The following is a 24203-nucleotide window of genomic DNA, read 5'->3' as shown; positions in this document are numbered from 1 at the left end:
GCGTTGGCTGCTATTGTGCGCCCGCTGCCTGCCACTCCGCCTTGAGCTGCTGCAATAGTTGCGCAGCGGGCAGGGCTCGGGCCTGGGCCACACCCTGGCCGGCCCAGAGCGACAGGTACTGCGCATCACCTGCCGCGCCCGCGAGCTTGCGCAGCGCGCCAGTCAGTGCGTTTTGCACCGGGTAGGGCGGAATGGCGGCCTCCTCGGCTTCGAGCGCATCGATCATCGCATTGCGGATGCCGCGTGCCGGCCGGCCCGAGATGGTGCGGGTGGTGACCGTGTCGGTGGCCTGGGCGGCAGCCAGCGCAGCGCGGTAGGCCGCGTTGATGGCCGATTCGGGGCAGACCAGAAAGGCCGTGCCCATTTGCACCGCCTGCGCGCCCAGCGCCTGGGCGGCGGCAATGCCGGCGCCATCCATGATGCCGCCCGCTGCAATCACCGGCAGCTGCAGCTGCTGCACGCAGTCGCGCACCAGTGGCAGGGTGGAGACCATGGACGAGGCATAGTCTGCCAAAAAGGTACCCCGGTGGCCGCCGGCTTCGCTGCCACTGGCGATGACCGCATCGGCCCCCACCGCCTGCCAGGCCAACGCCTCGGCCACGGTGGTGGCCGTGCCCCAGACCTGGCTGCCTGCGGCCTGCAGGCGCTGCACCTGGGCGGCGCTGAGAATGCCGAAGGTAAAGCTGGCGACCGCCGGGCGGCAGGCGACGAGCGCATCGAGCTGCTGCGCAAAGTCTTCGCACCACTGCGCGGGCACGGCCGGCTCGGCGCCAAAGCGCGCATACAGCGGGGCCAGGCGCTGCAAGGCCTGCTGCACGGTGGCGGCATCGGGCGCGGGGGTGGCCTGCACAAACAGATTCATCGCAAAGGGCCGGTCGGTCTGCGCGCGCACCGCAGCGGCGGCTTCCGCCATCGCCTGGGGCGAGCGCATGCCGCAGCCCAGCGAGCCCAGGCCGCCGCTGGCGCTGACGGCAGCGGCCAGCGCCGGGCTGTCCGAGCCGGTCATCGGGCCCTGCACCACGGGCAGCTGCAGGCCCAGTTCTTGTGTCAGGTTGCGGGTCATACGGTCTCCATCGCGGTGGGTAAAGGGGTGGGGGCCGCTGCCTGCAACACGGCCAGCAGCTGCTGTACCGCAGGCGTGGCATAGCCCTGGCGGGTGACAAACATGGTGGTGCAGGCGCCCAAGGGCTCGCTGCGCACCGGCAGCGCATCGCGCTGCAGATCCAGCACGGTCTGCGGCACCACGGCGACCGCGCTGCCTGCGGCCACGGCCGCCACGATCGCATGGTACGAGGACAGCTGCAGCACGCGCGTAGGCGCCGGGCCATGGGTCTGCGCCATCCACTGCTCGCCAATGCGGCGGTAGGTGCAGCCATCACTGAAACCGGCCAGGGTGCGCGGCAGCTCCCCCTGCTGGGTTTGGGCGGGGCGCAGCAGCAGCAGCGATTCTTCGTACAGTGGCACCAGATCGAGCGGCAGCGGCGCATCCACATCCGGGGGCGGCCAGGCGACCAGCGCGGCATCGAGCTGGTGGTCCAGCACCTGCTCCATCAGCTGCAGCGAGGCGGCTGTTGACAGCTCCAGCTGCACCTGCGGGTGGCTGCGGTGGAAAGCGGCCAACGGCAGCGGCAGGCGCGCGGCAGCCGTGCTCTCCATCGAGCCCAGGCGCAGCCGCCCGCTGGACTGCTGGCCGCGCAGGCTTTGCGTGGCCTCTTCGGCCAAGGTCAAGAGCTGGTCGGCATAGCGCTGCAGCTGCTGTCCCTCGGGTGTCAGCACCATGCGCCGGGCTTCGCGTACAAAAAGCGCGACGCCCAGCGACTCCTCCAGCTGCTGGATGCGGGTGGTGATATTGGACTGGGCACGGCCCAGCTGCTGCGCAGCACGGGTGATGCTGCCGCTGGCAATGACCTGCTGAAAAATGGCGAGGGTGGCGAGATCCAACACGGCGGTATCTATCTTTTTTGAAGATGTTAATTTAACATGGCATCTCCAAAAAAGATACATAAGCACTAGGTCCGCACCATGCCACCCTCGGTCAGCTCCTCGGTTTCCTCTTCCACCCCTGCACCCTCACTGCGCTGGGGCCAGCGCCCCTGGTGGGTGGCGGTGGCCGGCATGCTGGCGCTGGCCTCGGCCATGGGCGTAGGGCGCTTTGCCTTTACGCCCTTGATGCCGATGATGCTGCACGACGGCAGCATCGACCTGGCGCAAGGCAGCTGGCTGGCGATGAGCAACTACCTGGGCTACTTTGTCGGCTCGCTGGTCTGCATGGTGCTGCCCTGGGTGGCCTCGGGCTTGATGCAGCGCCTGCACCCCTCGCGCATGGTGCACTGGTGGCTGTTCATCACCGCAGTGCTGACGGCGGCGATGGCGCTGAACTGGCCTGGCGCCTGGGCCAGCCTGCGTTTTGTCTCGGGCGTGGCCAGTGCGGTGGTGTTTCTCAATATCACCTTGTGGTGCATGTCGCAGCTGGCGCATCTGGGGCGGCCGCAAATGGGCGGCCTGCTGTTTTGCGGCCCGGGCATCGGCATTGCGCTCACGGGCCTGGCCACCAGCGCGATGGTGGCGGCCGGCTGGCATGCGGTGAGCGCCTGGCTGGCGTTTGCGCTGCTGGCCGTGGTGCTGTGGCTGATGGTGATGACGGTGGTGCGCGGGCCGCTGGCGCCGCCGCCAGCCCCCACGCAGGCGGGAGCCGCCGTGGCGCTCGCTCCCGAGGGTCCGGTGGATCGGCTGCTGCTGACCCTGGCTTACAGCCTGGCCGGCCTGGGCTATATCGTCACCGCCACCTACCTGCCGGTGATTGCGCGCGGCGCACTGCCGGCCGATTCGATCTGGCCCGACCTGTTCTGGCCCATGTTTGGCGGGGGCGTGGCGCTGGGTGCCTACCTCTCGACCCATTTGCCCGCCCGTTGGGACCGGCGCCGGCTCCTGATGGCCGGTTACGGCATCCAGGCGGTGTCGATTGCGATCAGCGCGCTGTGGCCCACGCCGCTGGGCTTTTCGCTGGGCAGCCTGCTGCTGGGCCTGCCGTTTACTGCGCTGACCTTTTTTGCGCTGCAAGAGGCGCGCCGCATCTGGCCGACTGCGCTCAGCAGCTTTCCGGGCCTGCTGACGGCTGCCTATGGGCTGGGCCAGATCGTGGGTCCGCCGATGGTCGCCTGGATGCTGGCCCACAGTGCCAGCACCCAGCAGGGCTTTGCCTATGGCCTAGCGGCAGCGGGCGGCGCGCTGGTGCTGGGCATGGTGATTCTGGCCGGCATGGTCTGGCGCCATCCGCACCAGGGCTGAGCGGCGGAAACGCCGCTGGCAGCCCCGGGCAAAGGGGCTGCTAAACCGGGCGCTCCAAGGCACCCGGCCCGCATGTCCAACTCGTGAAACATTGTTTGACCTTGGGGTAAACTCCGGGGCGCAAACGTTTGCGCCTATGCAAACATGCGGCATCTCGCGGCTACTGCTGTGGATAGCGCCGCGTGATGCACAACAATCCTTCGGAGACTTATCTCATGCGCTTTACCCGCCGTACCCTGACTGCTGCGCTGGCTTTGGCCACCGTGGCTGGTTTTTCCCACCAAGCCGTCGCGGCTGACAAGCCCAAGGTGGCGCTGGTGATGAAATCGCTGGCCAACGAGTTCTTCCGCACGATGGAAGACGGCGCCAAGGCGCACCAGAAGGCCAATGCCGCCCAGTACACGCTGGTGGCGAACGGCATCAAGGACGAGACCGATACGGCCGCGCAGATCAAGATGGTCGAGCAGATGGTGGCCCAGCGCGTGCAGGCCATCGTGATTGCTCCGGCAGATTCCAAGGCGCTGGTGTCTGTGCTGAAAAATGCAGCAGACAAGGGCGTGCTGATCGTCAACATCGACAACAAGCTCGATGCCGATGCGCTCAAGAGCAAGGACCTGAACGTGCCGTTTGTCGGTCCGGACAACCGTGCCGGCGCCAAGCTGGTGGGCGATTTCCTGGGCAAGCAGCTGCAAGCCGGTGACAAGGTCGGTATCGTTGAAGGCGTCTCGACCACGTTCAACGCCCAGCAGCGCACCCTGGGCTTCCAGGATGCGATGAAGGCCGCTGGCGCCAATGTGGTCAGCCTGCAATCGGGCCAGTGGGAAATCGACAAGGGCAACACGGTGGCTGCCGGCATGCTGCGCGAGCACCCCGATCTGAAGGCGATCATGGCCGGCAACGACAGCATGGCGCTGGGCGTGGTCGCGGCGGTCAAGGCTTCGGGCCGCACCGGCAAGGTGCAGGTGGTGGGCTATGACAACATCGCCGCCATCAAGCCCATGCTCAAGGACGGCCGCGTGCTGGCCACTGCTGACCAGTACGCTGCCAAGCAGGCCGTGTTCGGTATCGAGATCGCGCTCAAGGCCCTGGCCGAGAAGAAAAAGCAGAGCGAGCTGCCCGCTGAGGTCAAGACCGATGTGGCCTTGGTGACCAAGGACAGCAAGTAACAACGGCGCACACCATGGCAACGACTGAGGCGCAAGGCGCCGGCACGCCACGCGTGCGTCTGCAGCAGATGGGCAAGGCCTACTCCGGCACCTTGGTGCTCGAGGGCGTGAGCCTGGATCTGCATGCGGGCGAGGTGATGGCGTTGACCGGAGAAAACGGCGCGGGCAAGAGCACCTTGTCCAAGATTCTGTGCGGGTTGGTGGATCCATCGCAGGGCCAGATGCAGCTCGATGGCAAGCCCTTTGCCCCCACATCGCGCCGCGATGCCGAGCGCCAGGGCGTGCGCATGGTGATGCAGGAGCTGGGCCTGGTGGCCACCTTGACGGTGGCCGAAAACCTGCTGCTCGGCCAGCTCCCCCACAAGATGGGCTGGCTCGACCATACCGCGATGCGGGCGCTGGCCCGCACCCAGCTGGCCAAGATCGGCATGGAGCATATCGACCCGGACACCCCGGTCTCGCAGCTGGGCATTGGCCAGCAGCAGATGGTGGAGATCGCCCGCAATCTGCAGGACGGCACGCGGGTGCTGGTGCTCGATGAGCCCACCGCCATGCTGACGCTCAAGGAAACCGAGCACCTGTTCACGCAGATTGCGCTGCTCAAGGCGCGCGGTGTGGCCCTGGTCTATGTGTCGCACCGGCTCGAAGAGCTGCAGCGCATTGCCGACCGGGTGGCCGTGCTGCGCGATGGGCGCCTCGTCGATGTGCGGCCCATGCAGGGCGTGCAGGAACATGAGCTGGTCGAGCGCATGGTCGGCCATGCGGTGCAGGACAACGAAGGCCGGCCGCGCCGCACGCGTGGCGCGCTGCGCCTGTCTGCGAAAAATTTGCAACGCGGCGCGCAGGTGCGCGGCGTGAGTCTGTCGCTCTATGCGGGCGAAATCATGGGCCTGGCGGGCCTGGTCGGCTCGGGCCGTACCGAGCTGGTGCGCCTGCTGTTTGGCGCAGACCGCGCCGAGCAGGGCGAAATCAGCCTGCATGCCGCTGGCAGCGCGGCGGCCACGCACAAGGTGGCGCCCAACTGGAGCAGCCCCGTGCAGGCCATCCGCGCCGGCATCGGCCTGGTGACCGAAGACCGCAAGTCGCAAGGCCTGCTGCTGTCGCAATCCATCCGCGCCAACACCACGTTGGCGGGCATGCACAAGATAGCGCGCGGCGGCTGGTTGCAGCGCGCCCAGGAGAGCGAAGTGGCGCGCCATTTTGTCGAGCGCCTGCGCATCCGCTCGCGCAGCGCCGAGCAGGCCGTCTCCACCTTGAGCGGCGGCAACCAGCAAAAGGTGGTGTTTGCCCGCTGGCTGCACCAGCCCTGCGATGTGCTGCTGCTCGACGAGCCCACACGCGGCGTCGATGTGGGCGCGCGCGCTGATATTTACCACGAGATCGACCGCATGTGCGACGACGGCAAGGCCGTCTTGATGGTCTCCAGCGACCTGCGCGAGTTGATGGCCATGTGCGACCGCATCGGCGTGATGCATGACGGCGAGCTGGTGGCCGTGTTCGAGCGCGGCCAGTGGAGCGACCAGCAGATGCTGGCCGCCGCCTTTGGCAATGTGGATGAAGCCCCATCGGCCCACGCCGCAGCCCAGGCTGCAACCCCCGAATAAAAAAGCAGGCAAGAGGACCAAGCCATGACCACCCCCCTTTCCGCGCGCGCCAGCGCGCCTACGCCGTCGGCTGCCAAGGCCTCTTCGGGCCGCATGCAGGCCTGGGGCACCTATGTGGGCCTGTTTCTGGTGCTGGCCGCGATGGTCGCGCTGTTCAGCTTCCTGAGCGAGTATTTCTGGAGCGCCGAGACCTTTGTCACCATCGCCAACGAGATTCCCGCGCTGGCGGTGATGGCTGTGGGCATGACCTTTGTGCTGATCCTGGCGGGCATTGACCTGTCGGTGGGCTCGGTGCTGGCGCTGTCGGCGGCAGTGGCGGCCCAGGCGATCCTGGTCTGGGGCCTCAACCCCTGGGCTGCTGGCGCGCTGGGCCTGCTCTGCGGCCTGCTGTGCGGCGCGGTGCTGGGCTCGATCTCGGTGGTCTGGCGCCTGCCGACCTTCATTGTGTCGCTGGGCATGCTCGAAGCACTGCGGGGCGCGGCCTACCTGGTGACCGATTCGCGCACCCAGTATGTGGGTGATGCGATCTCGGGCCTGGCCGCACCCATCGCCTATGGTGTCTCGTCCGCTTTTGTCATCGCCATCGTGGTGGTTGCGCTGGGCCAGATTGTGCTGACCCGCACCGTGTTTGGCCGCTATGTGGTGGGCATCGGCACCAATGAAGAGGCCATGCGCCTGGCCGGTATCGACCCGCGCCCCATCCGCATCCTGGTGTTTGCGCTGACCGGCCTGCTCGCCGGCCTGGCCGGCCTGATGCAGTCGGCGCGCCTCGAAGCAGCCGACCCCAACGCCGGCAGCGGCATGGAGCTGCAGGTGATTGCCGCCGTCGTGATTGGCGGCACCAGCCTGATGGGTGGGCGCGGCTCGGTGATCGCGACCTTCTTTGGCGTGCTGATCATCGCGGTGCTGGAAGCGGGCCTGGCCCAGATTGGCGCCAGCGAGCCTGCCAAGCGCATCATCACCGGCGCCGTGATCGTCGTGGCCGTGATCATCGACACGGTGCGCCAGCGCCGTGCCGCACGCCGGGCCTCACGGTGGCAATGAGCAGTATCAAGGATGTGGCGCGCCTGGCGGGCGTGTCCGTCACCACGGTCTCGCATGTGCTCAACAAGACGCGCGCGGTGCTGCCGGCCACGCAAGAGCGCGTGCTCGAAGCCGTGCAGACCCTGGGCTATGTGCCCAGCGCCGTGGCGCGCAGCCTCAAGATCAACGCCACGCACACCATCGGCATGCTGGTGCCGGACAACTCCAACCCCTACTTTGCCGAGCTGGTGCGCGCCGTCGAAGACGCCTGCTTTGCCGCCGGCTATGCACTGCTGCTGTGCAATACCGACAACCATGCCGGGCGCCAGCAGGTCTACCTGGATGTGCTGTCGCAAAAGCGGGTCGATGGCCTGATCGTGGCCTCGACCAGCGATGATGCGCTGATGTCCCAGCACCTGGCGCAGACGGCGCTGCCGATGGTGCTGATCGACCGGGCCATTGTCGGCCTGGAGCGGCCTTGCGTGCAGACCGACCATGTGCAAGGCGGCATGCTGGCCACCCAGCACCTGATGGCGCTGGGCCGCAAGCGCATTGCCTGTGTGGGCGGCCCGCAGGACCTGCAGTCCAGCGAGCAGCGGGTGCAGGGCTGGCGCCAGGCGCTGCAGCTGGTGGGCCTGCCCAGCGATTTGCTGGTGCATGGCGATTTCACCGCCAATGGTGGCTATGTGGCGATGCGGCGCCTGCTGCGCGACCGTGCCGCCGACCGGCCCACGGCCATATTTGCCTGCAACGACCTGATGGCCATGGGCGCGCTGCGCGCCGTGCATGAAGCGGGCCTGCAGGTGCCCCGCGATGTGGCCGTGGTGGGCTATGACGATATCGAGCTGGCGGGCTACACCCAGCCGGCGCTGACCACGGTGGCCCAGCCCACCCAGGCCATGGCCGAGCAAGCGCTGGCCTGGCTGCTCGAACGCATCCAGGCGGGCCGCGGCGCTGAGCCTGTCGCGGCGGCCACGCAGCTGCTGGTGCCGGCGCTGGTGACCCGCGAGAGCAGCCGGTCCCTGGCCCGGGCCGCCGTGCCGATTGCGATTGGAGAAAACCTGTGAATGTGCCTATCTTGAGCCAGGCCCCGCGTATCGTGGTGCTGGGCAGTTTGAACATGGACCTGGTGCTGCGCGTGCCGCATATGCCGCGCGCTGGCGAGACCATGCTGGGCCAGTCGCTCAGCCAGGTGCCTGGCGGCAAGGGCGGCAACCAGGCCGTCAGCTGCGCGCGCCAGGGGGCGGCCGTCAGCCTGCTGTCCTGCGTGGGCGAGGACGCCTATGCCGACCAGCTGCTCGCTGGCCTCGTGGCCGACCATATCGATGTGCAGCATGTGCAGCGCAGCGCGCGCGATGCCACCGGCGTGGCCGTCATCAGCGTCGATGACAGCGCCCAGAACCAGATCGTGGTGGTACCCGGCGCCAACCTGCGCTTGCAGGTGACCGAGCCGGTGCTGCGCCCGCTGCTGCAGGATGCCGCCTATGTGGTGCTGCAGTTCGAGACGCCGCTGGAAGAAGTGGACCAGGCCTTGCGCAGCGCGCGCGCCGTGGGCTGCAAGACGGTGCTCAACCCCTCGCCGGTGCAGCCGCTGCCCGATGCCTGGTGGCCTGCGATTGATGTGCTGGTGGTCAACGAAGCCGAGGCCGCGCAGCTGAGCGGCAGCCCGGTCGACAGCCCCGAGAGCGCCGCCCGCGCCGCGCGCTGGCTGCAGGCCAAGGGCGCCGGCCAGGTGGTGGTGACCCTGGGCAGCCAGGGCGCCGTCTGCTGCGATGCGCGCAGCGCCAGCACCGCAGAGGCCCCTGCCCATTGGCACCGCGCGCCCCAGGTGCAGGCGGTAGATACCACGGCCGCCGGCGACACCTTCCTGGGTGCGCTCACCGTGCAACTGGCCTCCGGCGCCAGCCTCGACGAGGCCACGCAGTGGGCCATCCGCGCCGCTGGCATTTGCGTGACGCGCGCCGGTGCGCAGCCTTCCATCCCCTTCCATGCCGAGGTCGCCACCCGCACCGAAGCCAGCCCCTGGAGTCCCGTATGAAGCGAGCCGCACTGTTGAATATCGAGTTGTCGCAGATCATCGCCAGCATGGGCCATGGCGATATGTTGGTGATTGGCGATGCCGGGCTGCCGGTGCCCCCCGGCGTGCGGCGCGTGGACCTGGCCGTGGCCCGTGGCGTGCCGAGCCTGGACCAGGTGCTGCAGGCCATCTTGAGCGAGCTGCAGGTGGAGACCGCCACCGTGGCCCTGGAGTGCCTGGACGGGCAGCAACTGCCGGCCTGGTACCAGCAGCGCCAAGCCGATGGCCTGCCGAGCGCGCCGCAATGCGTGCCGCATGAAGAGTTCAAGACCCTGAGCCGCCAGGCCGTGGCGGTGGTGCGCACCGGCGAATGCACACCGTACGCCAATATCGTGCTGCATTCGGGCGTGGTGTTTTAAGAAGGCGTCGCCCTGAAAGCGCTTGAATAAAAAAAGAGTCTCAGCCGCTAGGCAAGACCCTTTGGTGCGTGCTTGAGCCGCTGTCACACGTTGGGCGGAGGCAGCGCTTGTGCAGGTGCGGTGCGTGCCAGCGGTGCCAAAGGCAGGCGCAGCACAAAGACTGCGCCGCCACCGTCACGCCCCTCGCAGTGCACGCTGCCTTCGTGGCGTTCGGCAATCGAGCGCACCAGGGCCAGGCCCAGGCCCACACCGCCATGGCGTTCGCTGGCGCCAGGCATGCGGTAAAAAGATTCAAAAATGCGCTCGCGCTGGTCGGGCGGCACGCCGGGCCCCCGGTCGGCCACGCGGATCTCGGCATAGGCGCCTTGCTTGTCCAGGAACAGGGTGATCGGGCCCTGGGAGTAGCGGCGGGCGTTTTCCAGCAGGTTGCGCACGGCGCGGCGCAGCAGCTTGGCAATGCCGCGCACCTCGATCGCATCGCCGTGCATGTCGGCGACTTCCAGATCGGCCTCGACCCGCGCGCACTCTTCGGCGCACAGGCCGATGATGTCGATCATCTCGGGGGTGCCCACATCGGCCTCGCGCGCGCCCAGGCGGCTGGCCAGCAGGATCTCGTCGACCAGCTGGTCGAGCTCGGCGATATTGCGCTGGATCTCCTGCTTGAAGGTGGGCGAGGGCTTCTCGCCCATCAGCTCCACCCCCATGCGGATGCGGGTCAGCGGGCTGCGCAGCTCATGCGAGGAGTTGGCCAGCAGCGATTTGTGCGCCTGCACCAGTGCCTCGATGCGGGCGGCGGCGGCATTGAACTGCTCGGCCAGGTCGCTGACCTCGTCATTGCCGCGTACATCGACGCGCACGGACAGGTCGCCATCGCCAAACTGCTTGACGCCTTTGCGCAGCGCTTCGAGCCGGCCCATCAGGCGGCGGATGATGGGGAACACGCCGACCACGACGACGACACCGATGAGGCCCAGCATCCAGAAAAAGCCAAACGGCGGCTTGACCCAGAACCACCAGGGGCCCAGGTTGGGCGGCGGGGGGCGGTGGCCTTCGCCCCGGCCGGAGCGGCGCTGCAGCTCCATCTCGTAGGTGCGGCCCTGGTCGTCTTCAATCAGGTAGAGCACCAATTCGCTCGGGTCGCCGGGCTGGCGCACCGCCTCGCCATGCAGCAGCACTCCGCCATCGGCACTGCGGATCAGCAGCTCGCGCGCGGGCGGCTGCAGCGGCGTGGCGTTTTTCTCCGCCGCCGCCTGCCAGGCCCAGCCAATCACCAGGATCAGCACGGCCACGCCGCCCACCACGGTGAGCCAGATGCGCAGATAAAGCCGCTCGGCGAAGTATTTGTAGAGATGCATGCGTGCAAACGTGCAAAGGGGGCGCTAGCGCCGGGTCTCAGTCCTGCTGTTTGGCAAACACATAGCCCACGCCGCGCACGGTCAGGATACGACGCGGGTTTTTCGCATCGGCCTCGATGGCGGCGCGGATGCGGCCCATGTGCACGTCGATGGAGCGGTCAAAGGCTTCGAGCTCGCGGCCGCGCACCGCTTCCATGATCTGGTCGCGGCTGAGCACGCGGCCGGCGCGCTCGGCGAGGGTGACCAGCAGGTCAAACTGGTAGCTGGTCAGGTCGGCGGGCTTGCCGCTGATGGTGACAGCCCGGGCGTCGCGGTCGATCTCCAGGCTGCCAAAGCGCAGCACCTGGCTGGCCGGGGCCGCGGCGCTGCCGCCATCGACGCGGCGGCGCAGAATGGCGCGGATGCGGGCGAGCAGCTCACGCGGCTCAAACGGCTTGGGCAGGTAGTCATCGGCGCCCACTTCGAGGCCGATGACGCGGTCCATCGGGTCGCCCTTGGCGGTGAGCATCAGGATAGGCACCTGGGCCGCGGGGCCGCTCAAGGTACGGATGCGGCGGCAGACCTCCAGGCCGTCCAGATCGGGCAGCATCAGGTCGAGGATGACCAGGTCGGGCGACTGGCCGCTGGCCGGGTCCTGCAGCGCCGACAGGCCGCTGGCGCCATCGGCCATGTGGCTGACCTGCAGCCCCGACTGGGCCAGATACTCGCTCACCATATTGGCCAGACGCTCGTCATCTTCGATCATCAACAGTTGGTGGGTATGCATGGCAGTCATGGTTATGGGCGGGAGAACCCGCAGATTTTGCTATAGGGAGTCATCGTGGCACGCTGGGGTCGCGCCGGATTGTCCCTGCCGTAAAGTTTGGTAAACCGCACCGAGCTCCTGTCAACGTTCTCAAAACTCCCCAGTGACAGGCCTGATGCGCGACGCCAGCCAGACCAGCACCAGCACCGGCAGCCCCAAAAGCGCCGTCGATACAAAGAACTGCGCATAGCCAAAATGGTCCACGTACACGCCCGAGAACCCGGCAATCCACTTGGGCAGCAGCATCATCATCGAGCTGAACAGCGCGTACTGGGTGGCCGAGTAGTTCACGTTTGTCAGGCTCGACAGGTAGGCGATAAAGGCGGCCGACGCAATACCGCCGGCCAGGTTGTCGGCCGAGACCACGGCAATCAGGCCCGCCAGGTCATGGCCGCGCGTGGCCAGCCAGGCAAACAGCAGGTTGCTGCCGGCTGAGAGCACCGCGCCCAGCATCAAGACCCGCATCACGCCGATGCGCATCGAGATCACGCCGCCAATGAACGCGCCGACCAGGGTCATGATGACGCCAAAGATCTTGCTGACCGAGGCGACCTCGGCCTCGGTGTAGCCCATGTCGACATAGAAGGGGTTGGCCATGATGCCCATCACCACGTCCGAGATGCGGTAGATCGCAATCAAGGCCAGGATCAGCACTGCATGCCAGCCGTAACGCCCGACAAAGTCGGCAAACGGGGCGACCAGTGCCTCCTGCAGCCACTGGGCGGCATTGCGGGCGGGGGTCATGGGCTTGGCCGCCGGCTCAGGCGACAGCAGCACGGTGACCACGCCCACCAGCATCGAGGCGGCCATCACCATATAGGCAAAGCCCCAGGCCTGGCGCTGGTAGTCGCCCGCGCCCTCTTGCAGGCCCAGGGCCACCAGCCACAGCACGCCCGCACCGGCCCAGATCATCGCGATGCGGTAGCCGGTCTGGTAGGTGGCGGCCAGCGCGGCCTGGCGATCGGCGTCGGCCGATTCGATGCGGTAGGCATCGAGCGCAATATCCTGCGTGGCCGAACCAAAGGCCACCGCCAGCGCGCACCAGACCACATGGTTGAGGTGCAGCTGCGGATCGACCCAGGCCATGCCCAGCAGGCCGGCAACTACCAGGCCCTGGGCCAGCAGCAGCCAGCTGCGCCGGCGCCCCAGCAGGCGCGTGAGGCCGGGCAGCGGCAGCCGGTCAACCAGCGGCGACCAGACCCATTTGAAGGCATAGGCCAGGCCCACCCAGCTGAGGTAGCCGATGGTGCTGCGGTCGATGCCGGCCTTGCGCAGCCAGAACGACAAGGTGCCCAGCACCAGCAGCAGCGGCAGGCCGGCAGAAAAGCCCAGCGCCAGCATGCGCAGGCTGGCCGGCTCGGTATAGACGCGAAACGTGTCCGCCCAGGAGCGGCGGGCGGCGGGGGAGGAGGCGGTAGCGGGCGAAGAGGTGTCGGCCATGCGGACGAGGCGTACAGTAAAAAGGGGTGGGCCAGGCCAGGCCCGGACAATGCGCCAATATACGCTGATCCGCGCTGCTGAACGGGGCAAGCGGCGCAACAAGGGGTCAGGGCCCACGCTTGGCTACACTGTGCGCTATGCACTGATGCACCGCTGCTGCCATGGCCGACCACCACCACCACCGCTTGCTGGCTCCTGACTACTCTGTTCGCCACTACGAAGGCGAGCAGCAGGCGCACAGCCATGACCATGTGCAGCTCTTGTATGCACTGGCCGGCCGCATGGAGCTGGAGGTCGATGGCAAGGCCGCCTATGTCGATACCGCCAGCGGCGTGGTGATACCGGCGGGTGCCACCCACGCCTACCTGGCACAAAAGGGCAGCGCGCTGGCCGTGGTGGATGTGCCCGACGGCGCAGACTGGGCGCAGATGCGCCGCTTTGCCGCCCCGCCGCGCGACTGGCTGGCCACCCATGCCTCGGCCTTGACCGTGGCCCAGGCCCATGTGGCCTGGGTCCAGCAGTCGCCCGCGCTGCTGCTGCGCCGCGCGCTGGATGTGCAGGCCATCACCGCTGCGGTACGGGCCGATCTGGCCGGCGACTGGCGCACCCCCCAACTGGCGGCGCTGGCACACCTGAGCGCCCAGCGTTTTCATGTGCGCTGGCAGGAGCTGACCGGCAGCACCCCCCAGCAATGGCTGCGCGACCTGCGCCTGACCGAGGCCAGCCAAGCCCTGGCCGCCGGCCAGCCGCTGGAGACCACGGCGCTGCGCTGCGGCTACAGCACGGCCAGCGCGCTGGCCTATGCGCTGCGGCGCGATCGCGGCGTGGGCAGCCGCAGCCTGCGCAAACGCGGCGGCGCATGATGCGCTGGGTGCGTTTGGCAGCCCAGCCACAAGCGTTTCTCGACATTTGCCCCGGCCCCGTCGCGGCACCATAGCGGCATGACACAGACTTCCAGCGGCATGGCATCCCCCGCCCCTTCTTCATTTTTCAGCGCCTCTGCGCAAGGTATTGCGCTGGTCGCCATTGCCGGCGTGCTCTGGGGCACCAGCGGCACCGCCCAGTACCTCGGGGCTGCGGGGCTGTCGCCGTTCTGGGTGGGGGCTGCGCAGCTGGCGGTGGCGGCGGCATTTTTGGGCCTGAGCCTGCTGTGGGCGCGGCGTGGCAGCACCGGCAGCCTGGTGCTGCGGCCCCGCCAGGCGGGGCTGCGGCTGTCGTCGTTCTTCTGGGCCTCGCTGGGCATTGGCGGCTATAGCGTGTTTTTCTACGCCGGCCTGCAGATGGCCGGTGTGGGCGTGGGCACAGCCGTTGCCATTGGCAGCAGCCCCATCTGGGCGGGCCTGCTGCAGGCCGTGGTGCTGCGCGCGCCCCTGTCGCCGCTGTGGTGGCTGGGCACCTTGGTCAGCGTGGCCGGCGGTGTGGCCATGGTGATGGGCGAGGGCGGCAGCAGCCAGGTCTCCTGGCCCGGCTTGGCGCTGTGCCTGCTGGCGGGTCTGTCCTATGCCGGCTATGCGCTGGTCAACAAGCGCCTGGTCAGCCATATGTCCCCCAAGGTGGTGAACTTCTATGTGTTCAGCGGCGCGGCACTGCTCGCACTGCCGGTGGCCGCACTGTATGCGGGCATGCCGCAGTGGAGCCTGTCTGCCGTGCTGGTTGTTGTCTACCTGGGCGCCGTTGTCTCGGGCATTGCACATTTATTGTTCTCGATGGGTCTGCGCCATATCTCGGGGCCCACCGGCGTGGCGCTCAGCCTCATCGAGCCGGTGGCGGCCTTTGTGCTGGCCGTGTGGATCGTCGGCGAACACCAGCCCTGGGTGGCCTGGGTGGGGCTGGCCGCCGTGCTGCTGGGGCTATGGGTGGTCGTGAAAGCCGAGATGCGCAGTTGACTGCCGGGTCGCACATGGACGGCGTGCTCTGCAGGCCCGGCGATAGAATGGCGCTCTTGCCACCACGGACTGCGTTTGCTGCCCCTGTATGACCTTGCCAGACACCACTTACCAACTGGATGACGCCGTATGGACGCGGGTGTTGACGCAGGAGATGGCCAGCCAGCTCCAGGGCCAGTCGCTGGTCTTTCTGGCGGGGGACACTGCCGGGCAGACGCAGCAGATTCCGCTGTTGGTGACCGCTTTTGAGGCGCAAAGCCGAGCCGCCCCCGGCATGGCCGCATACCGGCTCAATTTTCAGGGCCCGACGGCCCCGGTTCTGCCCAGCCAGACTTACCGCGCACGCCATGCGGAATGGGGTGATTTTGCGATCATGGTGTCCGCCACCGGCGCCGATGCGCAAGGCGTGTACTACGAAGCCCAATTCAGCCATGCCCTCTGAGCTGCCTGCGGCCCTGCAACTGGGCAGCTTGCAGCTGCGCCAGTCTTTGGCGTCAGATGCGGATTTTTTACGTGCTCTTTACCGCGATGTGCGCAGCGATGAGCTGGCGCTCACCGGCTGGCCACCCGAGGCCATCGATGCCTTCTGCCATTCGCAGTTTGATTTTCAGCGTCAGCATTACCGCAGCTACTACCCCCAGGCGCTGCATTACCTGGTTGAGCGGGATGGCCAACCGGTTGGGCGCCTGATCGTCGATGACAGCGCTGATGCACTGCGGGTTGTCGATATCTCGCTGCTGGCTGCACAGCGCAGCCAAGGCCTGGGCAGCGTGCTGCTGCGGTGGCTGTGCAACCACGCCGACGCGCAGCAGCGGCCCATGGCGCTGAGTGTGGAGCCCCAGAACCGGGCGCGCCATCTATATGGGCGGCTGGGCTTTGTGCAGCTGCCAAGCGATGGGCTGTACTGGACCATGTGCCGTGAGCCTGCCAAGACGGAGCCTGCCGAATGACCGGCCGACCCGATCCCGCTGCTTTTATCTTTCCGCCAGGCCAGGCGGTGCTGCCGGCGCAGCGCGCCGCGCTGATGGGCCATGCGCCCTGCTGCATTTGGCTTACCGGCTTATCGGCCTCAGGCAAGACCAGCCTGGCCCATGCGCTGGAGCGGGCCTTGCACCAGCGCGGCTGCCATACCTATGCGCTCGATGGTGACAACCTGCGCAAGGGGCTCAATGCCGATCTGGGATTCAGCGCCGAGGCGCGGGCAGAAAACATCCGCCGCATGGCCCATGTGGCGCGGCTGATGGTCGATGCGGGTCTGGTCGTTATCGTCTCTGCGATTTCGCCGTTTGCAGCAGACCGGGCACAGGCGCGGGCCTTGTTTGCGCCAGGAGCTTTTGTCGAGGTCTTTGTCGATACGCCCTTGGCTGTGTGTGAGGCGCGCGATCCCAAGGGCTTGTATGCGCGCGCTCGGCGCGGCGAACTGCGCGACTTTACCGGTATCGGCAGCCCGTATGAGCGGCCGCTGCAGCCGGAGCTGCATCTTCAGGGCGAAGATTTGGCGCCTGAAGTTGCTCTGGGCGCCGTGCTGGCTTATCTGGATGCGCTGGGCTTGGAACAGAAGCGGCCCGGCTGAGCGGGCTGCTGAAAGAACACCCTCTCAGTTGCGCGATGGGAAGATGCCTTCAAGTGCAATGATGAAATTTATGCCCAGATAGGGTTGCATGATGGAAATCGGCTGTGACCCACCAGCGATGCTGCTTCCACCCAATGGGACCGTTGTACCTACCCCACTGGCCTCAACGTACTGCGCGTCTCGCTGGTTTGATTGCGCCAGGAATGCGCCCGTAGCCGGAGCCTGTAGCGTACCTGCTGAAGTGCTAGCTATTGTGGGGTGGTTGTGTTGGGGGAGTTGCTGCAGGTTCAACGTGATGGTTGGGGTTCCACTTTGCTCCCCCAGGGTGACGAACGGAAGCCCTGGTCCTTGACCGGCGCCTACCGGCACCCGACCCATCAAATTTGGAAGCTGAAAAGTGGTCTGCCCATTGCCACCATAGGTGGTTCCTAAAATGGAGAACAAGGCTGGATTTTGGCTAATAGCGAGTGTCTGCCCTGCACAGTAAGCCCAGCCCCGCGGGGCAAAATTACCGGCGAACATAGTGATCATGCCAATAAACGGTTCCATGGTCGGTTCCTTTGATGTTGTTAGGTTTGCAGATAGCCATTGAGCCATCCACTGATAAGCGGGGTGGCTGGGCGGTTGAATACGTGGTTGGTTGAGGTCGTTATGCGCGAACTAACCGCGCGCGGGCCCTGCAGCACCGGCATCATCCAAGCCTCGTGCAACGCAGAAGCAGAAGGGCCTTGCGTACTTTGGTCGAGGGCAGCCGCAATGCTGTAACCCGCCTCGGCACCCATCAGGGCAGCAGCGGTCCAAGGCAATCCAACCCGCTCAAAACGTTGCTTCCAAACCGGCTGAGCCTGTGCAGCGCTGGGCCATGCACCGGCGGTAACGGCATTGCCGCCGGTATGCACATCCGCCAGCCAAGGCAAGCCAGCCAGTCCCCAAGCGCCTTGCGACTGGGCGTGAGCCTGCCACCAGCGGCCAAAGCGGGCCAACTGCGGACCAGAGTACAGGGCCACAACGGCATCAGGCCGGTGGCTGAAAACGGCAGTGCGCAAGCCGTCAAATTCCGCGCTCTGCGGCCCAAACTCGCCCACATGGCGAGCAACCACCCGCCCCCCCAGCGCACGGTAGGCATGCTCGAAACTATAGACAAAGTCATAGCCCCCTTCCATCTGCCCAACAGCCAGCACGGCCCGAGGGCCTAGCTGTTGGTAGACGGCCTGCGCCAGCTGCGCGGCGCTGCCGCACAGATCCAGGCTATGGCGCACGACAGCCTGGGGCTGGCCGGGCTCGGCGGCGGCAGGCAGATCGGCGCCGGTATCGCTGGCCCACAGGGGCAGGCCCAGGGGCTGGGCATGGGCAGCGACCTGGGCTTCGACGGCGGGCGGCATCCAACCGACAACACCATGCAGCTGGGGCCGCTGATCGATCGCCGCCGTGATGCTGCGGGCGGCGCGGTTGGGGGTGGGTGGGGCTTCCACCCAGTGCAGCTGTACAGCAACGTCAGGCCGCTGGGCCAGGCCCAGCTCCAGGCCTCGGCGGTAGTCCGATCCCAGATCGGCCACCTTGTGCGACTGGGGAGCGACGGCCAGCAGTTGCCAGGCCTTGGAGGTTTGCCGGGCCGGGGCACTGGGCGCCAGCGCCTGCGCTGCGCTCCAGCCACCGGTCGTGCTGACGGCCACGCTGGTGGAGGCGAGGAAATGGCGTCTTGGAATCATGGTCATATAGCGGCCTCGGAGAGAGTCTCTGCGCGGTCATGGGCTTCGCACCGGGCCCGCAATTGCTGGTAATGGGTGGCCATCCATTGCTCGGCCAGCGCGCGCAATGCAGCGTTGGCCTTGGCATGTTTGTTGTCTGTGTCCTGGGCAAAGGGCTCATGCGGCCGTTTGCCGTGGCGCGACAAACGCTCGCGCAGCGCTTGCATGGCTTTTGCATCAGGTTGCCAGGACAGCCGTGGCAGAACCAGTTGCTCAATGGCCTCGGGCAGCTGAGCATGGTCCAGCACCAGCGCTTGCGCCGGATCGGCGACGCGTGCCATGTCCGCATAAATGCGGCCCAGCATGCGGGCGCAGTACTGCTCGGGCGGCATCGTGGCCTGCTCCAGCAGGCTCAGGCCCGGCAGGCCGAATGTGGGGCCAAAGGCACCGGGCACCAGGTAAAAGGCGCGTTCCTGCATTTGCGACACCAGCACCGCCAGCGGCTCGCGCGTCAGGAACACCGGCAAGGCCTCGGGCCAGGCCTGCATCAGCAGCGGGGCCTGGCCGGTGTTCCAGGCGTCGATCTTGAGGCTGGCCGATTGCAGTGCCGGGCTGGCCGCGTCGCTGCGCTGGGCCCAGGCGCTCATCCAGGCGCGCAAGGCAGCGATGGCTTGCGCGGGGCTGAGCCAGCCGTTGACCAGCGCTTCGCGCAGCAGGAAATCGACGGGAGGCGGCTCGGACATCGCCAGGTGGTGGGCACTTTCGGCCAGGGCCTGGGGGAACAGGGTGGAGCCGCAGCGCGAGACATGGAAGACCAGCAAGCAGGGTGCCATGCCCGGCGACTGCGCGTGCCAAGCCAGCAGCACCTCCAGTGGCGTCTGGCGGCGAAACGCCTGGTTGAACGGGGTGCCCAGCAGCGGCTTGAGGCTCTCTTGGTAGAACGGTGCGCGCAGCGGCGCATCGCCCAGGCGCGCCCAGTCCACCATGACCTGGGCCCCATCCCAGTACAGCCGAACGGGCCGCCAGCCCCGGAGTGTCAGAGCATCCATTGGGCATTCCAGGCGCGGCGCCCGGCCTTCATCGCCGATTCCACATCGGAGGCATCAAACACCAGCCCCTGGGCCTGGCCCAGCGCGATGCTGCGGGCGCTCAGACTGGCCAGATCCGGGCAGCCGGCCAGCGCATCGGCCAGAGATTCTTGCGCAAACACGGCCTGGCGAAACTGCGTAAAGGCCAGCCAGGGGTCGCCGTCATCGGTAGCAGGCTCGCCCTGGTCACCGGCTGCAAAGGCCTGTGCCAGGCGCTCGTCGACCAGCACATCGGCCACCAGGTGGATGCGCGCCTTGCCGCTGCGGTTGCGCACGCGGTGGGGCAGGGAGACATCGGTGTACCAGCATTCGCCCACGCGCATGGGCACGCGCTGGCCACCCAGGTGGAAAAACACCTTCTCTTCGGTTTGCAAGGGGATGTGCAGCCGGGCATCGCCCTCGGCGGCACAGAGGCCCGCGTCGGTGTGTTCCATGATTTCGCTGTCGGGCTGCAGGCGCATCAGGCGCACCGATTTGCACTGCAGGTCCAGGCTGCGCAACAGCTCGGCAATGGCCGGGCAGGCCTGCAGCGCTTCGCAGTCGGTATAGGCGTCCACGTCTGCATCCATCGGCATGATGTCCGATGGTGCCTGGGCAGACGCCCGCAAGGCCAGCGCCTGCCAGCCGCCGTCATGCCGGCCCTGGTTGAAATGCATGCGCCACAGCGATTCAGGCAACTGCTGGGCTTGCTGCAAGGCGGCCGCTACCTCCAGGCGCCAGGGCAGGCGCATGGTGGTGATGCCCTGCAGGCGCAGACCCTGACGGGGCTGGGCTGGTGGGCAGGGAGCGGCTGCTAGGGTCATGGGACGGCGGGAGCGACCGGAGCGCAGAGCGCGTAGGCTGTGCAGCTCAAGGAGCCATCACCCACGAAAGAGTTGAGCACGCGTACCGTCCAGCCTTGCGTGCCGCCACAGCTGGCAGGCGTGCCTGGTGCACTGGCCGAGACGCGCACATCAAAGTTCGCATTGCCACCCTTGGCATTGGCCGCTTCGTAGCCGCCACCCACCACTTGTTCGTTTGCGGCGCAGCAGGCCGAAGCCTGGCAGAGTTCACCTGATTTGGTGTCGGAGCGCAGATTGACCGCAGCAATGGAGCCTGGCGCACCTGTTGCACCGGTAGGGCCGATGGGGCCCTGGGGACCGGTCGCACCGGTGAGGCCAACGGGGCCTGGAATGCCTTGTGGTCCAGTGGGGCCTTGTGGGCCAACCGCGCCTGCAGGGCCTGTGGAGCCCGTGGCGCCAGTCGCACCCACGGGACCGACTGGGCCGGCGGGGCCTGCGTTACCCGTGGGGCCGACCGGGCCAACGGGGCCTGCTACACCGGTCGTGCCCGTGGGGCCTGCAGGGCCTGTGGCGCCTGCGGGACCCACTGCGCCTGCAGGGCCAATTTCACCGGCAGGGCCGGCAGGGCCAGCGGGGCCGGTGGCACCCACCGGGCCAGCGGCACCTTGAGGGCCCGTGGGGCCAGCAGGGCCCGTCGCCCCGGTGCCAATGCCGTCGGCGCAGCGCAGCAGGCGGCCCGTGGCGGGGTCCATACACAGCTGCTCGGTACCGGTGGCCGGCGCGGAAGGCAGCGGCGGGGCATAGGTCTCGCCAGTTCCCTGCACCCGGAACAGATCCTGGTTGGCCTGGCCCTTGATGACAAAGCCCGAGCCCGCCGCCGGCTTGAAGCTGGTATCGGCGGACCAAGCGGCGCTGGCAACCAGGGCCATGATGCCGCCGGCCAGCCAACGGCTGTGGAAGAAGGAGGTGACGAGGTTCATGGCTGGGTTCTCAGAAAAGAGCGGATGCGGGCGGAGCGCAAGGCGCCCCAAGACAGAAGCGAAAGCAGCAGCGCGAGGCTGGCCGTCCAGCCCAGGCCGGAGACTGGCACGGCGACGGGCGCGGTGCTGGGCGGTGGGCCGACATAGACATTGACCAGATTCACGTTTTGCTGGGTGACTTGTGCGCCGGGGCCCAGCGTGAAGGTCGCCGGTTGGCCGGCAGCGGTGGTGATCTGCAGCGGCTGGCCTGGCTGGCCCTGCAGCACCAGGCTGCCGGTGACCACGATATTGGCGCCGTTGGGCAGCACAAAGCTCTGGCCACTGCTGGAGCTGAGGGTGAGGTTGGCCACGGTGGTGACGCCGGTGACCGTGATGCTGGCCCCGGGGGCGGCGCAGGAGCCGTCAAACACCATGGCGCTGGCTGCGGCGTTCAAGCTGCCCTGGTTGCGGAAATCAGAACCCAGTTGGATGCTGCCCTGGGCATCGAGCACGCCACCCGCTTCAATGAGGAAGGCACCGGCATTTTGCAAGCTGCCCCCATCCAGGGAGTAAGTGCCTGCAATCGTGACAGATTCACAGCCCAGATCCTGGCTGCCTCCGCCCAGGCTCCCTTCAGAGCCGGCGGGGATTTCCATCTGCGCCTGTGCGGCGGAGGCGAAGCCGACCGCGAGGCACGCGGCGGCAAGAAGACGCAGGTAAGGCATGGGCGGCCCGCTTTGCTTGGAAGCAAAATGTAATAAGGTGTCGATTTGTACCAGAGCCCACCATTGTTTGCAATTTATTTGTTAAATATGTTCATCGATGTACCAAGCGAAATCGTATATGGGGCTAAAAATGCTGTGCAATCATCGCTCTTTAATGATTGGAACTGGAATGCCTGATCTACCCCATCCCTCACCACTGTTCAGCTGCGCCTGCCAAGGGCGCCGTGCCTGGCTGCAGGCCCTGGTGGCCGGAGCTGTGGTGGCCAGTGCTGGCGGGACGGGCACGGCCTGGGCGCAGGTGGAGGTTGGCAAGTCGTCGGCGCTGCGCAACCTGGTGCCGGCCGAAGCGCTGGAGCAGGCGGCACAGCAGCAGTACGGGGAGCTGCTGGCGCAGGCCAAGCAGCAGGGCGCATTGGCGGGGCCGGGCAATGCCCAGCTGCAGCGCCTGCAGACGATTGCCCAGCGCCTGATTGCACAGGCCCTGCCCTGGAACCCGCGCGCCAAGGACTGGAAGTGGCAGGTGAACCTGATCGGCAACAAGCAGATCAACGCCTTTTGCATGCCTGGCGGCAAGATCGTGTTCTACACCGGGCTCATTGACCAGCTCCAGCTCAGCGACGACGAGATTGCGATGGTGATGGGCCATGAGATGGCGCATGCGCTGCGCGAGCACTCGCGCGAGCAGCTGGCCAAGACCCAGGCCACTGGCTTGGGCATCCGCCTGGGTGCGGCGATTTTGGGTCTGGGCGATATGGGCACCGCTGCGGCCAACCTGGGCGGCCAGCTGCTTACGCTCAAGTTCAGCCGCTCCGATGAGTCCGACGCCGATCTGGTGGGGCTGGAGATCGCTGCGCGTGCCGGCTATGCACCGCAGGCCGCCGTCAGCTTGTGGGAGAAGATGGGCGCTGCCACCGGCAAGGGCGGCATCGGCTTTTTGTCGACCCACCCGACTGGGCCCAACCGCATTGCCAGCCTGCAGGCCAATGTGCCCAAGGTGCAAGGCCTCTACGAGCAGGCCAAGCGCTAAAGCGAAGGTTTAGGGCGGCTTACACCCAGGCCACCACCATCGGGTTCTTGCGCGAGAACAGCGCCACATGCGCGTCGATCGCATGGCGCACCCTGGCCAGTGCCTCGGCATTGTCAGCGCTGCAGACAAAGGACAGCATGTCGCCCTCGGCCCGCAGGCTGCAGTGGCCCCAGGGGAACTGGGCCTCACCCTGGTGGCTGTCGTACTGCACGCTGATCTTGCGGCTGAAGTGGTAACACAGGCGCTGCAGATAGCGGCTGGCCTCCGGGGTGGCGACCTGGCCTTGGCTGGAGAGGATGGGTAATGTGGACACAGGCATGGCGCTCAGTCCTCGATCGCCATGGCCAGCGCCTGCTGGGCCGCTGGCAGCATGGCGCTGCCGTGGTCGGCGCCGGGAAAGCTGGCATAGCGCAACTCCAGGTCCGGCGCGCCGCGCAGGCCCTCCATCAGCGCGGGGATGCCCGGGGCGTTCTGGCGCTGGCGCCGTATGGCGTCGCGGGCCGGGTCGCTGGCGGGGGGGGATGGCGCGGGCCGAGATGCCTGCGTGGATGGCGCCACAGGCCTCGCTTCGCGCTCGCCTTGCGTGACCAGCAGCCGCAGCGCCGGCGCATCCTTCGCCTGGCTGGCGGCATGCGCCAAGAATCCGGGCAAGGCCTGCAGCACCAAGCCATCGCGCCACCAGATCGAGGGGCTGGCGGCGACATAGCGGCCAAATCTGCCCGGCCGCGTCAGCAGCGCGTGCAGCACACAGAGGCCGCCGTACGAGTGGCCAAAAAAGGTCTGGCGCGCCGTGTCGATCGGCAAGCTCCCCTCCACCAGCGGGCGCACCTGCTGGTCGATGAAGTCGAGGAAATGGTCGGCACCGCCTTCGGCGCGTCCGCGCGCATCGGTAGCCGGGCCGGGGGCCGGCGGCGTGTAGTCATAGCTGCGCGCAGCAAGGTCCAGCACCTGGCTGTCGGCATAGCCCAGGCCAACGACCACGGCGCCTTGCGTGGGCACCGAGGGCCCGCGCGCAAAACGGTTGCGCATCAGCTGCGCGGTGGGCGTGAACAGCAGGTTGCCGTCAAGCAGATAGAGCACCGGGTAGCCCTGGGGCGGTGGTGGCGCGGGCGGCACGGCCACCATGATGCGGTGCACGCGCTCGGGCGCGCCCGGGCCCGGCATGCCGGGGGCGCGCAGGTCCAGCTGCCGCGTGCCGGGCAGGGTGACCGGTGGCGCGTCCTTCAGGCTGCTGTGCCAGGCGCAGCCGGGCAGCGCGAGCGCAGCGCCCAGGCCCAGCAAACGGCGCCGGGTTATATCGGCCAGTTGGGCCAAGGGCAGGGTGGGAAGAGGGGGCAGGGCGAGTTGCATAGGGGCTG

At 67.3% G+C, this 24203-nt stretch carries 26 protein-coding genes; 13 read left to right on the top strand and 13 right to left on the bottom strand.

Annotation, left to right across the window (positions count from 1 at the left end):
* Window positions 1–10 precede the first annotated feature (10 nt).
* Together F0Q04_RS01420 and F0Q04_RS01415 are read right to left on the bottom strand one after the other, a co-directional pair.
* A complete protein-coding gene (locus F0Q04_RS01420; RefSeq protein WP_182344085.1) occupies window positions 11–1063 on the bottom strand; it encodes an NAD(P)H-dependent flavin oxidoreductase in 1053 nt (350 codons plus the stop codon).
* On the bottom strand, window positions 1060–1944 hold the full coding sequence (locus F0Q04_RS01415; RefSeq protein WP_332839218.1) for a LysR family transcriptional regulator: 885 nt from the start codon (window positions 1942–1944) through the stop codon (window positions 1060–1062). The genes F0Q04_RS01420 and F0Q04_RS01415 overlap by 4 nt, the downstream gene beginning before the upstream one ends.
* 78 nt (window positions 1945–2022) lie before the next feature.
* Here F0Q04_RS01415 and F0Q04_RS01410 point away from each other — a divergent pair, with 78 nt between their 5' ends.
* The 7 genes from F0Q04_RS01410 to rbsD all read left to right on the top strand — a co-directional run bounded on the left by F0Q04_RS01410 (window position 2023) and on the right by rbsD (window position 9517).
* A complete protein-coding gene (locus tag F0Q04_RS01410) occupies window positions 2023–3288 on the top strand; it encodes a YbfB/YjiJ family MFS transporter (protein ID WP_182344083.1) in 1266 nt (421 codons plus the stop codon).
* Between the two features lie 215 nt (window positions 3289–3503).
* A complete protein-coding gene (locus tag F0Q04_RS01405) occupies window positions 3504–4454 on the top strand; it encodes a sugar ABC transporter substrate-binding protein (RefSeq protein WP_116926749.1) in 951 nt (316 codons plus the stop codon).
* Between the two features lie 14 nt (window positions 4455–4468).
* Window positions 4469–6058, top strand: a complete 1590-nt coding sequence (locus F0Q04_RS01400) for a sugar ABC transporter ATP-binding protein (RefSeq protein WP_182344081.1) — start codon at window positions 4469–4471, stop codon at window positions 6056–6058.
* Between the two features lie 24 nt (window positions 6059–6082).
* The gene (locus tag F0Q04_RS01395; RefSeq protein ID WP_182344079.1) at window positions 6083–7102 is read left to right on the top strand and encodes an ABC transporter permease; all 1020 of its coding nucleotides are present in this window, start codon (window positions 6083–6085) and stop codon (window positions 7100–7102) included.
* A complete protein-coding gene (locus F0Q04_RS01390) occupies window positions 7099–8148 on the top strand; it encodes a LacI family DNA-binding transcriptional regulator (protein WP_116926752.1) in 1050 nt (349 codons plus the stop codon). Before F0Q04_RS01395 ends, F0Q04_RS01390 begins: the two co-directional genes overlap by 4 nt.
* A complete protein-coding gene (gene rbsK, locus F0Q04_RS01385) occupies window positions 8145–9119 on the top strand; it encodes a ribokinase (protein WP_260718454.1) in 975 nt (324 codons plus the stop codon). Before F0Q04_RS01390 ends, rbsK begins: the two co-directional genes overlap by 4 nt.
* On the top strand, window positions 9116–9517 hold the full coding sequence (gene rbsD / locus F0Q04_RS01380; RefSeq protein WP_116926753.1) for a D-ribose pyranase: 402 nt from the start codon (window positions 9116–9118) through the stop codon (window positions 9515–9517). The genes rbsK and rbsD overlap by 4 nt, the downstream gene beginning before the upstream one ends.
* An 83-nt stretch (window positions 9518–9600) precedes the next feature.
* On the opposite strand, the gene F0Q04_RS01375 is transcribed toward rbsD, so the two are convergent.
* The 3 genes from F0Q04_RS01375 to F0Q04_RS01365 all read right to left on the bottom strand — a co-directional run bounded on the left by F0Q04_RS01375 (window position 9601) and on the right by F0Q04_RS01365 (window position 13117).
* Entirely contained in the window at window positions 9601–10872 is a 1272-nt protein-coding gene (locus F0Q04_RS01375) for a sensor histidine kinase (protein ID WP_116926754.1), read from the bottom strand.
* Between the two features lie 37 nt (window positions 10873–10909).
* Entirely contained in the window at window positions 10910–11638 is a 729-nt protein-coding gene (locus tag F0Q04_RS01370; protein WP_043340843.1) for a response regulator transcription factor, read from the bottom strand.
* A 129-nt stretch (window positions 11639–11767) separates the two neighbouring features.
* On the bottom strand, window positions 11768–13117 hold the full coding sequence (locus F0Q04_RS01365; RefSeq protein ID WP_182344077.1) for an AmpG family muropeptide MFS transporter: 1350 nt from the start codon (window positions 13115–13117) through the stop codon (window positions 11768–11770).
* A gap of 161 nt (window positions 13118–13278) precedes the next feature.
* Here F0Q04_RS01365 and F0Q04_RS01360 point away from each other — a divergent pair, with 161 nt between their 5' ends.
* The 5 genes from F0Q04_RS01360 to cysC all read left to right on the top strand — a co-directional run bounded on the left by F0Q04_RS01360 (window position 13279) and on the right by cysC (window position 16576).
* Window positions 13279–13980, top strand: coding sequence for a helix-turn-helix domain-containing protein (locus tag F0Q04_RS01360; RefSeq protein WP_182344074.1), 702 nt, complete (start codon window positions 13279–13281; stop codon window positions 13978–13980).
* Window positions 13981–14058: 78 nt separating this feature from the next.
* The gene (locus F0Q04_RS01355; protein WP_232539475.1) at window positions 14059–15003 is read left to right on the top strand and encodes a DMT family transporter; all 945 of its coding nucleotides are present in this window, start codon (window positions 14059–14061) and stop codon (window positions 15001–15003) included.
* 88 nt (window positions 15004–15091) lie between these two features.
* Window positions 15092–15445, top strand: coding sequence for a DUF6916 family protein (locus tag F0Q04_RS01350; protein ID WP_116926758.1), 354 nt, complete (start codon window positions 15092–15094; stop codon window positions 15443–15445).
* Window positions 15435–15953, top strand: a complete 519-nt coding sequence (locus F0Q04_RS01345) for a GNAT family N-acetyltransferase (protein ID WP_182344072.1) — start codon at window positions 15435–15437, stop codon at window positions 15951–15953. The genes F0Q04_RS01350 and F0Q04_RS01345 overlap by 11 nt, the downstream gene beginning before the upstream one ends.
* Entirely contained in the window at window positions 15950–16576 is a 627-nt protein-coding gene (gene cysC / locus F0Q04_RS01340; RefSeq protein WP_116926760.1) for an adenylyl-sulfate kinase, read from the top strand. The genes F0Q04_RS01345 and cysC overlap by 4 nt, the downstream gene beginning before the upstream one ends.
* A gap of 24 nt (window positions 16577–16600) precedes the next feature.
* Here cysC and F0Q04_RS01335 read toward each other — a convergent pair whose 3' ends face one another.
* From F0Q04_RS01335 to F0Q04_RS01310, 6 genes are read right to left on the bottom strand one after another with little or no spacing between them, the layout of a single operon-like run.
* Complete coding sequence (locus tag F0Q04_RS01335) at window positions 16601–17125, bottom strand: phage tail protein (RefSeq protein ID WP_116926761.1); 525 nt, start codon at window positions 17123–17125, stop codon at window positions 16601–16603.
* Between the two features lie 20 nt (window positions 17126–17145).
* Window positions 17146–18291 carry an ABC transporter substrate-binding protein gene (locus tag F0Q04_RS01330; RefSeq protein WP_182344070.1) on the bottom strand — a complete coding sequence of 382 codons (1146 nt, stop codon included), beginning with the start codon at window positions 18289–18291 and terminating at the stop codon, window positions 17146–17148.
* Window positions 18288–19313, bottom strand: coding sequence for a sulfotransferase family protein (locus F0Q04_RS01325; protein WP_182344068.1), 1026 nt, complete (start codon window positions 19311–19313; stop codon window positions 18288–18290). Before F0Q04_RS01325 ends, F0Q04_RS01330 begins: the two co-directional genes overlap by 4 nt.
* Window positions 19301–20155, bottom strand: a complete 855-nt coding sequence (locus F0Q04_RS01320) for an aspartyl/asparaginyl beta-hydroxylase domain-containing protein (RefSeq protein ID WP_182344066.1) — start codon at window positions 20153–20155, stop codon at window positions 19301–19303. Before F0Q04_RS01320 ends, F0Q04_RS01325 begins: the two co-directional genes overlap by 13 nt.
* On the bottom strand, window positions 20152–21114 hold the full coding sequence (locus F0Q04_RS24130) for a collagen-like protein (protein ID WP_133248176.1): 963 nt from the start codon (window positions 21112–21114) through the stop codon (window positions 20152–20154). The genes F0Q04_RS01320 and F0Q04_RS24130 overlap by 4 nt, the downstream gene beginning before the upstream one ends.
* Window positions 21111–21818 (bottom strand): hypothetical protein, encoded by a 708-nt coding sequence (locus tag F0Q04_RS01310; protein WP_182344064.1) that lies wholly within the window; start codon window positions 21816–21818, stop codon window positions 21111–21113. Before F0Q04_RS01310 ends, F0Q04_RS24130 begins: the two co-directional genes overlap by 4 nt.
* A gap of 169 nt (window positions 21819–21987) precedes the next feature.
* Here F0Q04_RS01310 and F0Q04_RS01305 point away from each other — a divergent pair, with 169 nt between their 5' ends.
* Window positions 21988–22845: a M48 family metallopeptidase gene (locus F0Q04_RS01305; RefSeq protein WP_116926766.1), complete on the top strand. Its 858-nt coding sequence runs from the start codon at window positions 21988–21990 to the stop codon at window positions 22843–22845.
* Between the two features lie 19 nt (window positions 22846–22864).
* Here F0Q04_RS01305 and F0Q04_RS01300 read toward each other — a convergent pair whose 3' ends face one another.
* Window positions 22865–23164 carry a DUF2218 domain-containing protein gene (locus F0Q04_RS01300; RefSeq protein ID WP_232539474.1) on the bottom strand — a complete coding sequence of 100 codons (300 nt, stop codon included), beginning with the start codon at window positions 23162–23164 and terminating at the stop codon, window positions 22865–22867.
* A gap of 5 nt (window positions 23165–23169) precedes the next feature.
* Complete coding sequence (locus tag F0Q04_RS01295; RefSeq protein ID WP_116926767.1) at window positions 23170–24195, bottom strand: alpha/beta hydrolase; 1026 nt, start codon at window positions 24193–24195, stop codon at window positions 23170–23172.
* Between the last annotated feature and the right edge of the window lie 8 nt (window positions 24196–24203).

Source organism: Comamonas koreensis, from assembly GCF_014076495.1.
In the GTDB taxonomy this organism is placed as follows: Bacteria; Pseudomonadota; Gammaproteobacteria; order Burkholderiales; family Burkholderiaceae_C; genus Comamonas; species Comamonas squillarum.
Note: the sequence above shows the minus strand (reverse complement) of the source record. Positions and strands in the feature narration are given on the sequence as shown.

Bases quoted from the DNA above. Each gene is read 5' to 3' on its own strand.
- F0Q04_RS01420 (WP_182344085.1), bottom strand. From the start codon at position 1,063: ATGACCCGCAACCTGACACAAGAACTGGGCCTGCAGCTGCCCGTGGTG.
- F0Q04_RS01410 (WP_182344083.1), top strand. From the start codon at position 2,023: ATGCCACCCTCGGTCAGCTCCTCGGTTTCCTCTTCCACCCCTGCACCC.
- F0Q04_RS01405 (WP_116926749.1), top strand. From the start codon at position 3,504: ATGCGCTTTACCCGCCGTACCCTGACTGCTGCGCTGGCTTTGGCCACC.
- F0Q04_RS01400 (WP_182344081.1), top strand. From the start codon at position 4,469: ATGGCAACGACTGAGGCGCAAGGCGCCGGCACGCCACGCGTGCGTCTG.
- F0Q04_RS01395 (WP_182344079.1), top strand. From the start codon at position 6,083: ATGACCACCCCCCTTTCCGCGCGCGCCAGCGCGCCTACGCCGTCGGCT.
- F0Q04_RS01390 (WP_116926752.1), top strand. From the start codon at position 7,099: ATGAGCAGTATCAAGGATGTGGCGCGCCTGGCGGGCGTGTCCGTCACC.
- rbsD (WP_116926753.1), top strand. From the start codon at position 9,116: ATGAAGCGAGCCGCACTGTTGAATATCGAGTTGTCGCAGATCATCGCC.
- F0Q04_RS01375 (WP_116926754.1), bottom strand. From the start codon at position 10,872: ATGCATCTCTACAAATACTTCGCCGAGCGGCTTTATCTGCGCATCTGG.
- F0Q04_RS01370 (WP_043340843.1), bottom strand. From the start codon at position 11,638: ATGCATACCCACCAACTGTTGATGATCGAAGATGACGAGCGTCTGGCC.
- F0Q04_RS01365 (WP_182344077.1), bottom strand. From the start codon at position 13,117: ATGGCCGACACCTCTTCGCCCGCTACCGCCTCCTCCCCCGCCGCCCGC.
- F0Q04_RS01360 (WP_182344074.1), top strand. From the start codon at position 13,279: ATGGCCGACCACCACCACCACCGCTTGCTGGCTCCTGACTACTCTGTT.
- F0Q04_RS01355 (WP_232539475.1), top strand. From the start codon at position 14,059: ATGACACAGACTTCCAGCGGCATGGCATCCCCCGCCCCTTCTTCATTT.
- F0Q04_RS01350 (WP_116926758.1), top strand. From the start codon at position 15,092: ATGACCTTGCCAGACACCACTTACCAACTGGATGACGCCGTATGGACG.
- F0Q04_RS01345 (WP_182344072.1), top strand. From the start codon at position 15,435: ATGCCCTCTGAGCTGCCTGCGGCCCTGCAACTGGGCAGCTTGCAGCTG.
- cysC (WP_116926760.1), top strand. From the start codon at position 15,950: ATGACCGGCCGACCCGATCCCGCTGCTTTTATCTTTCCGCCAGGCCAG.
- F0Q04_RS01335 (WP_116926761.1), bottom strand. From the start codon at position 17,125: ATGGAACCGTTTATTGGCATGATCACTATGTTCGCCGGTAATTTTGCC.
- F0Q04_RS01330 (WP_182344070.1), bottom strand. From the start codon at position 18,291: ATGACCATGATTCCAAGACGCCATTTCCTCGCCTCCACCAGCGTGGCC.
- F0Q04_RS01325 (WP_182344068.1), bottom strand. From the start codon at position 19,313: ATGGATGCTCTGACACTCCGGGGCTGGCGGCCCGTTCGGCTGTACTGG.
- F0Q04_RS01320 (WP_182344066.1), bottom strand. From the start codon at position 20,155: ATGACCCTAGCAGCCGCTCCCTGCCCACCAGCCCAGCCCCGTCAGGGT.
- F0Q04_RS24130 (WP_133248176.1), bottom strand. From the start codon at position 21,114: ATGAACCTCGTCACCTCCTTCTTCCACAGCCGTTGGCTGGCCGGCGGC.
- F0Q04_RS01310 (WP_182344064.1), bottom strand. From the start codon at position 21,818: ATGCCTTACCTGCGTCTTCTTGCCGCCGCGTGCCTCGCGGTCGGCTTC.
- F0Q04_RS01305 (WP_116926766.1), top strand. From the start codon at position 21,988: ATGCCTGATCTACCCCATCCCTCACCACTGTTCAGCTGCGCCTGCCAA.
- F0Q04_RS01300 (WP_232539474.1), bottom strand. From the start codon at position 23,164: ATGCCTGTGTCCACATTACCCATCCTCTCCAGCCAAGGCCAGGTCGCC.
- F0Q04_RS01295 (WP_116926767.1), bottom strand. From the start codon at position 24,195: ATGCAACTCGCCCTGCCCCCTCTTCCCACCCTGCCCTTGGCCCAACTG.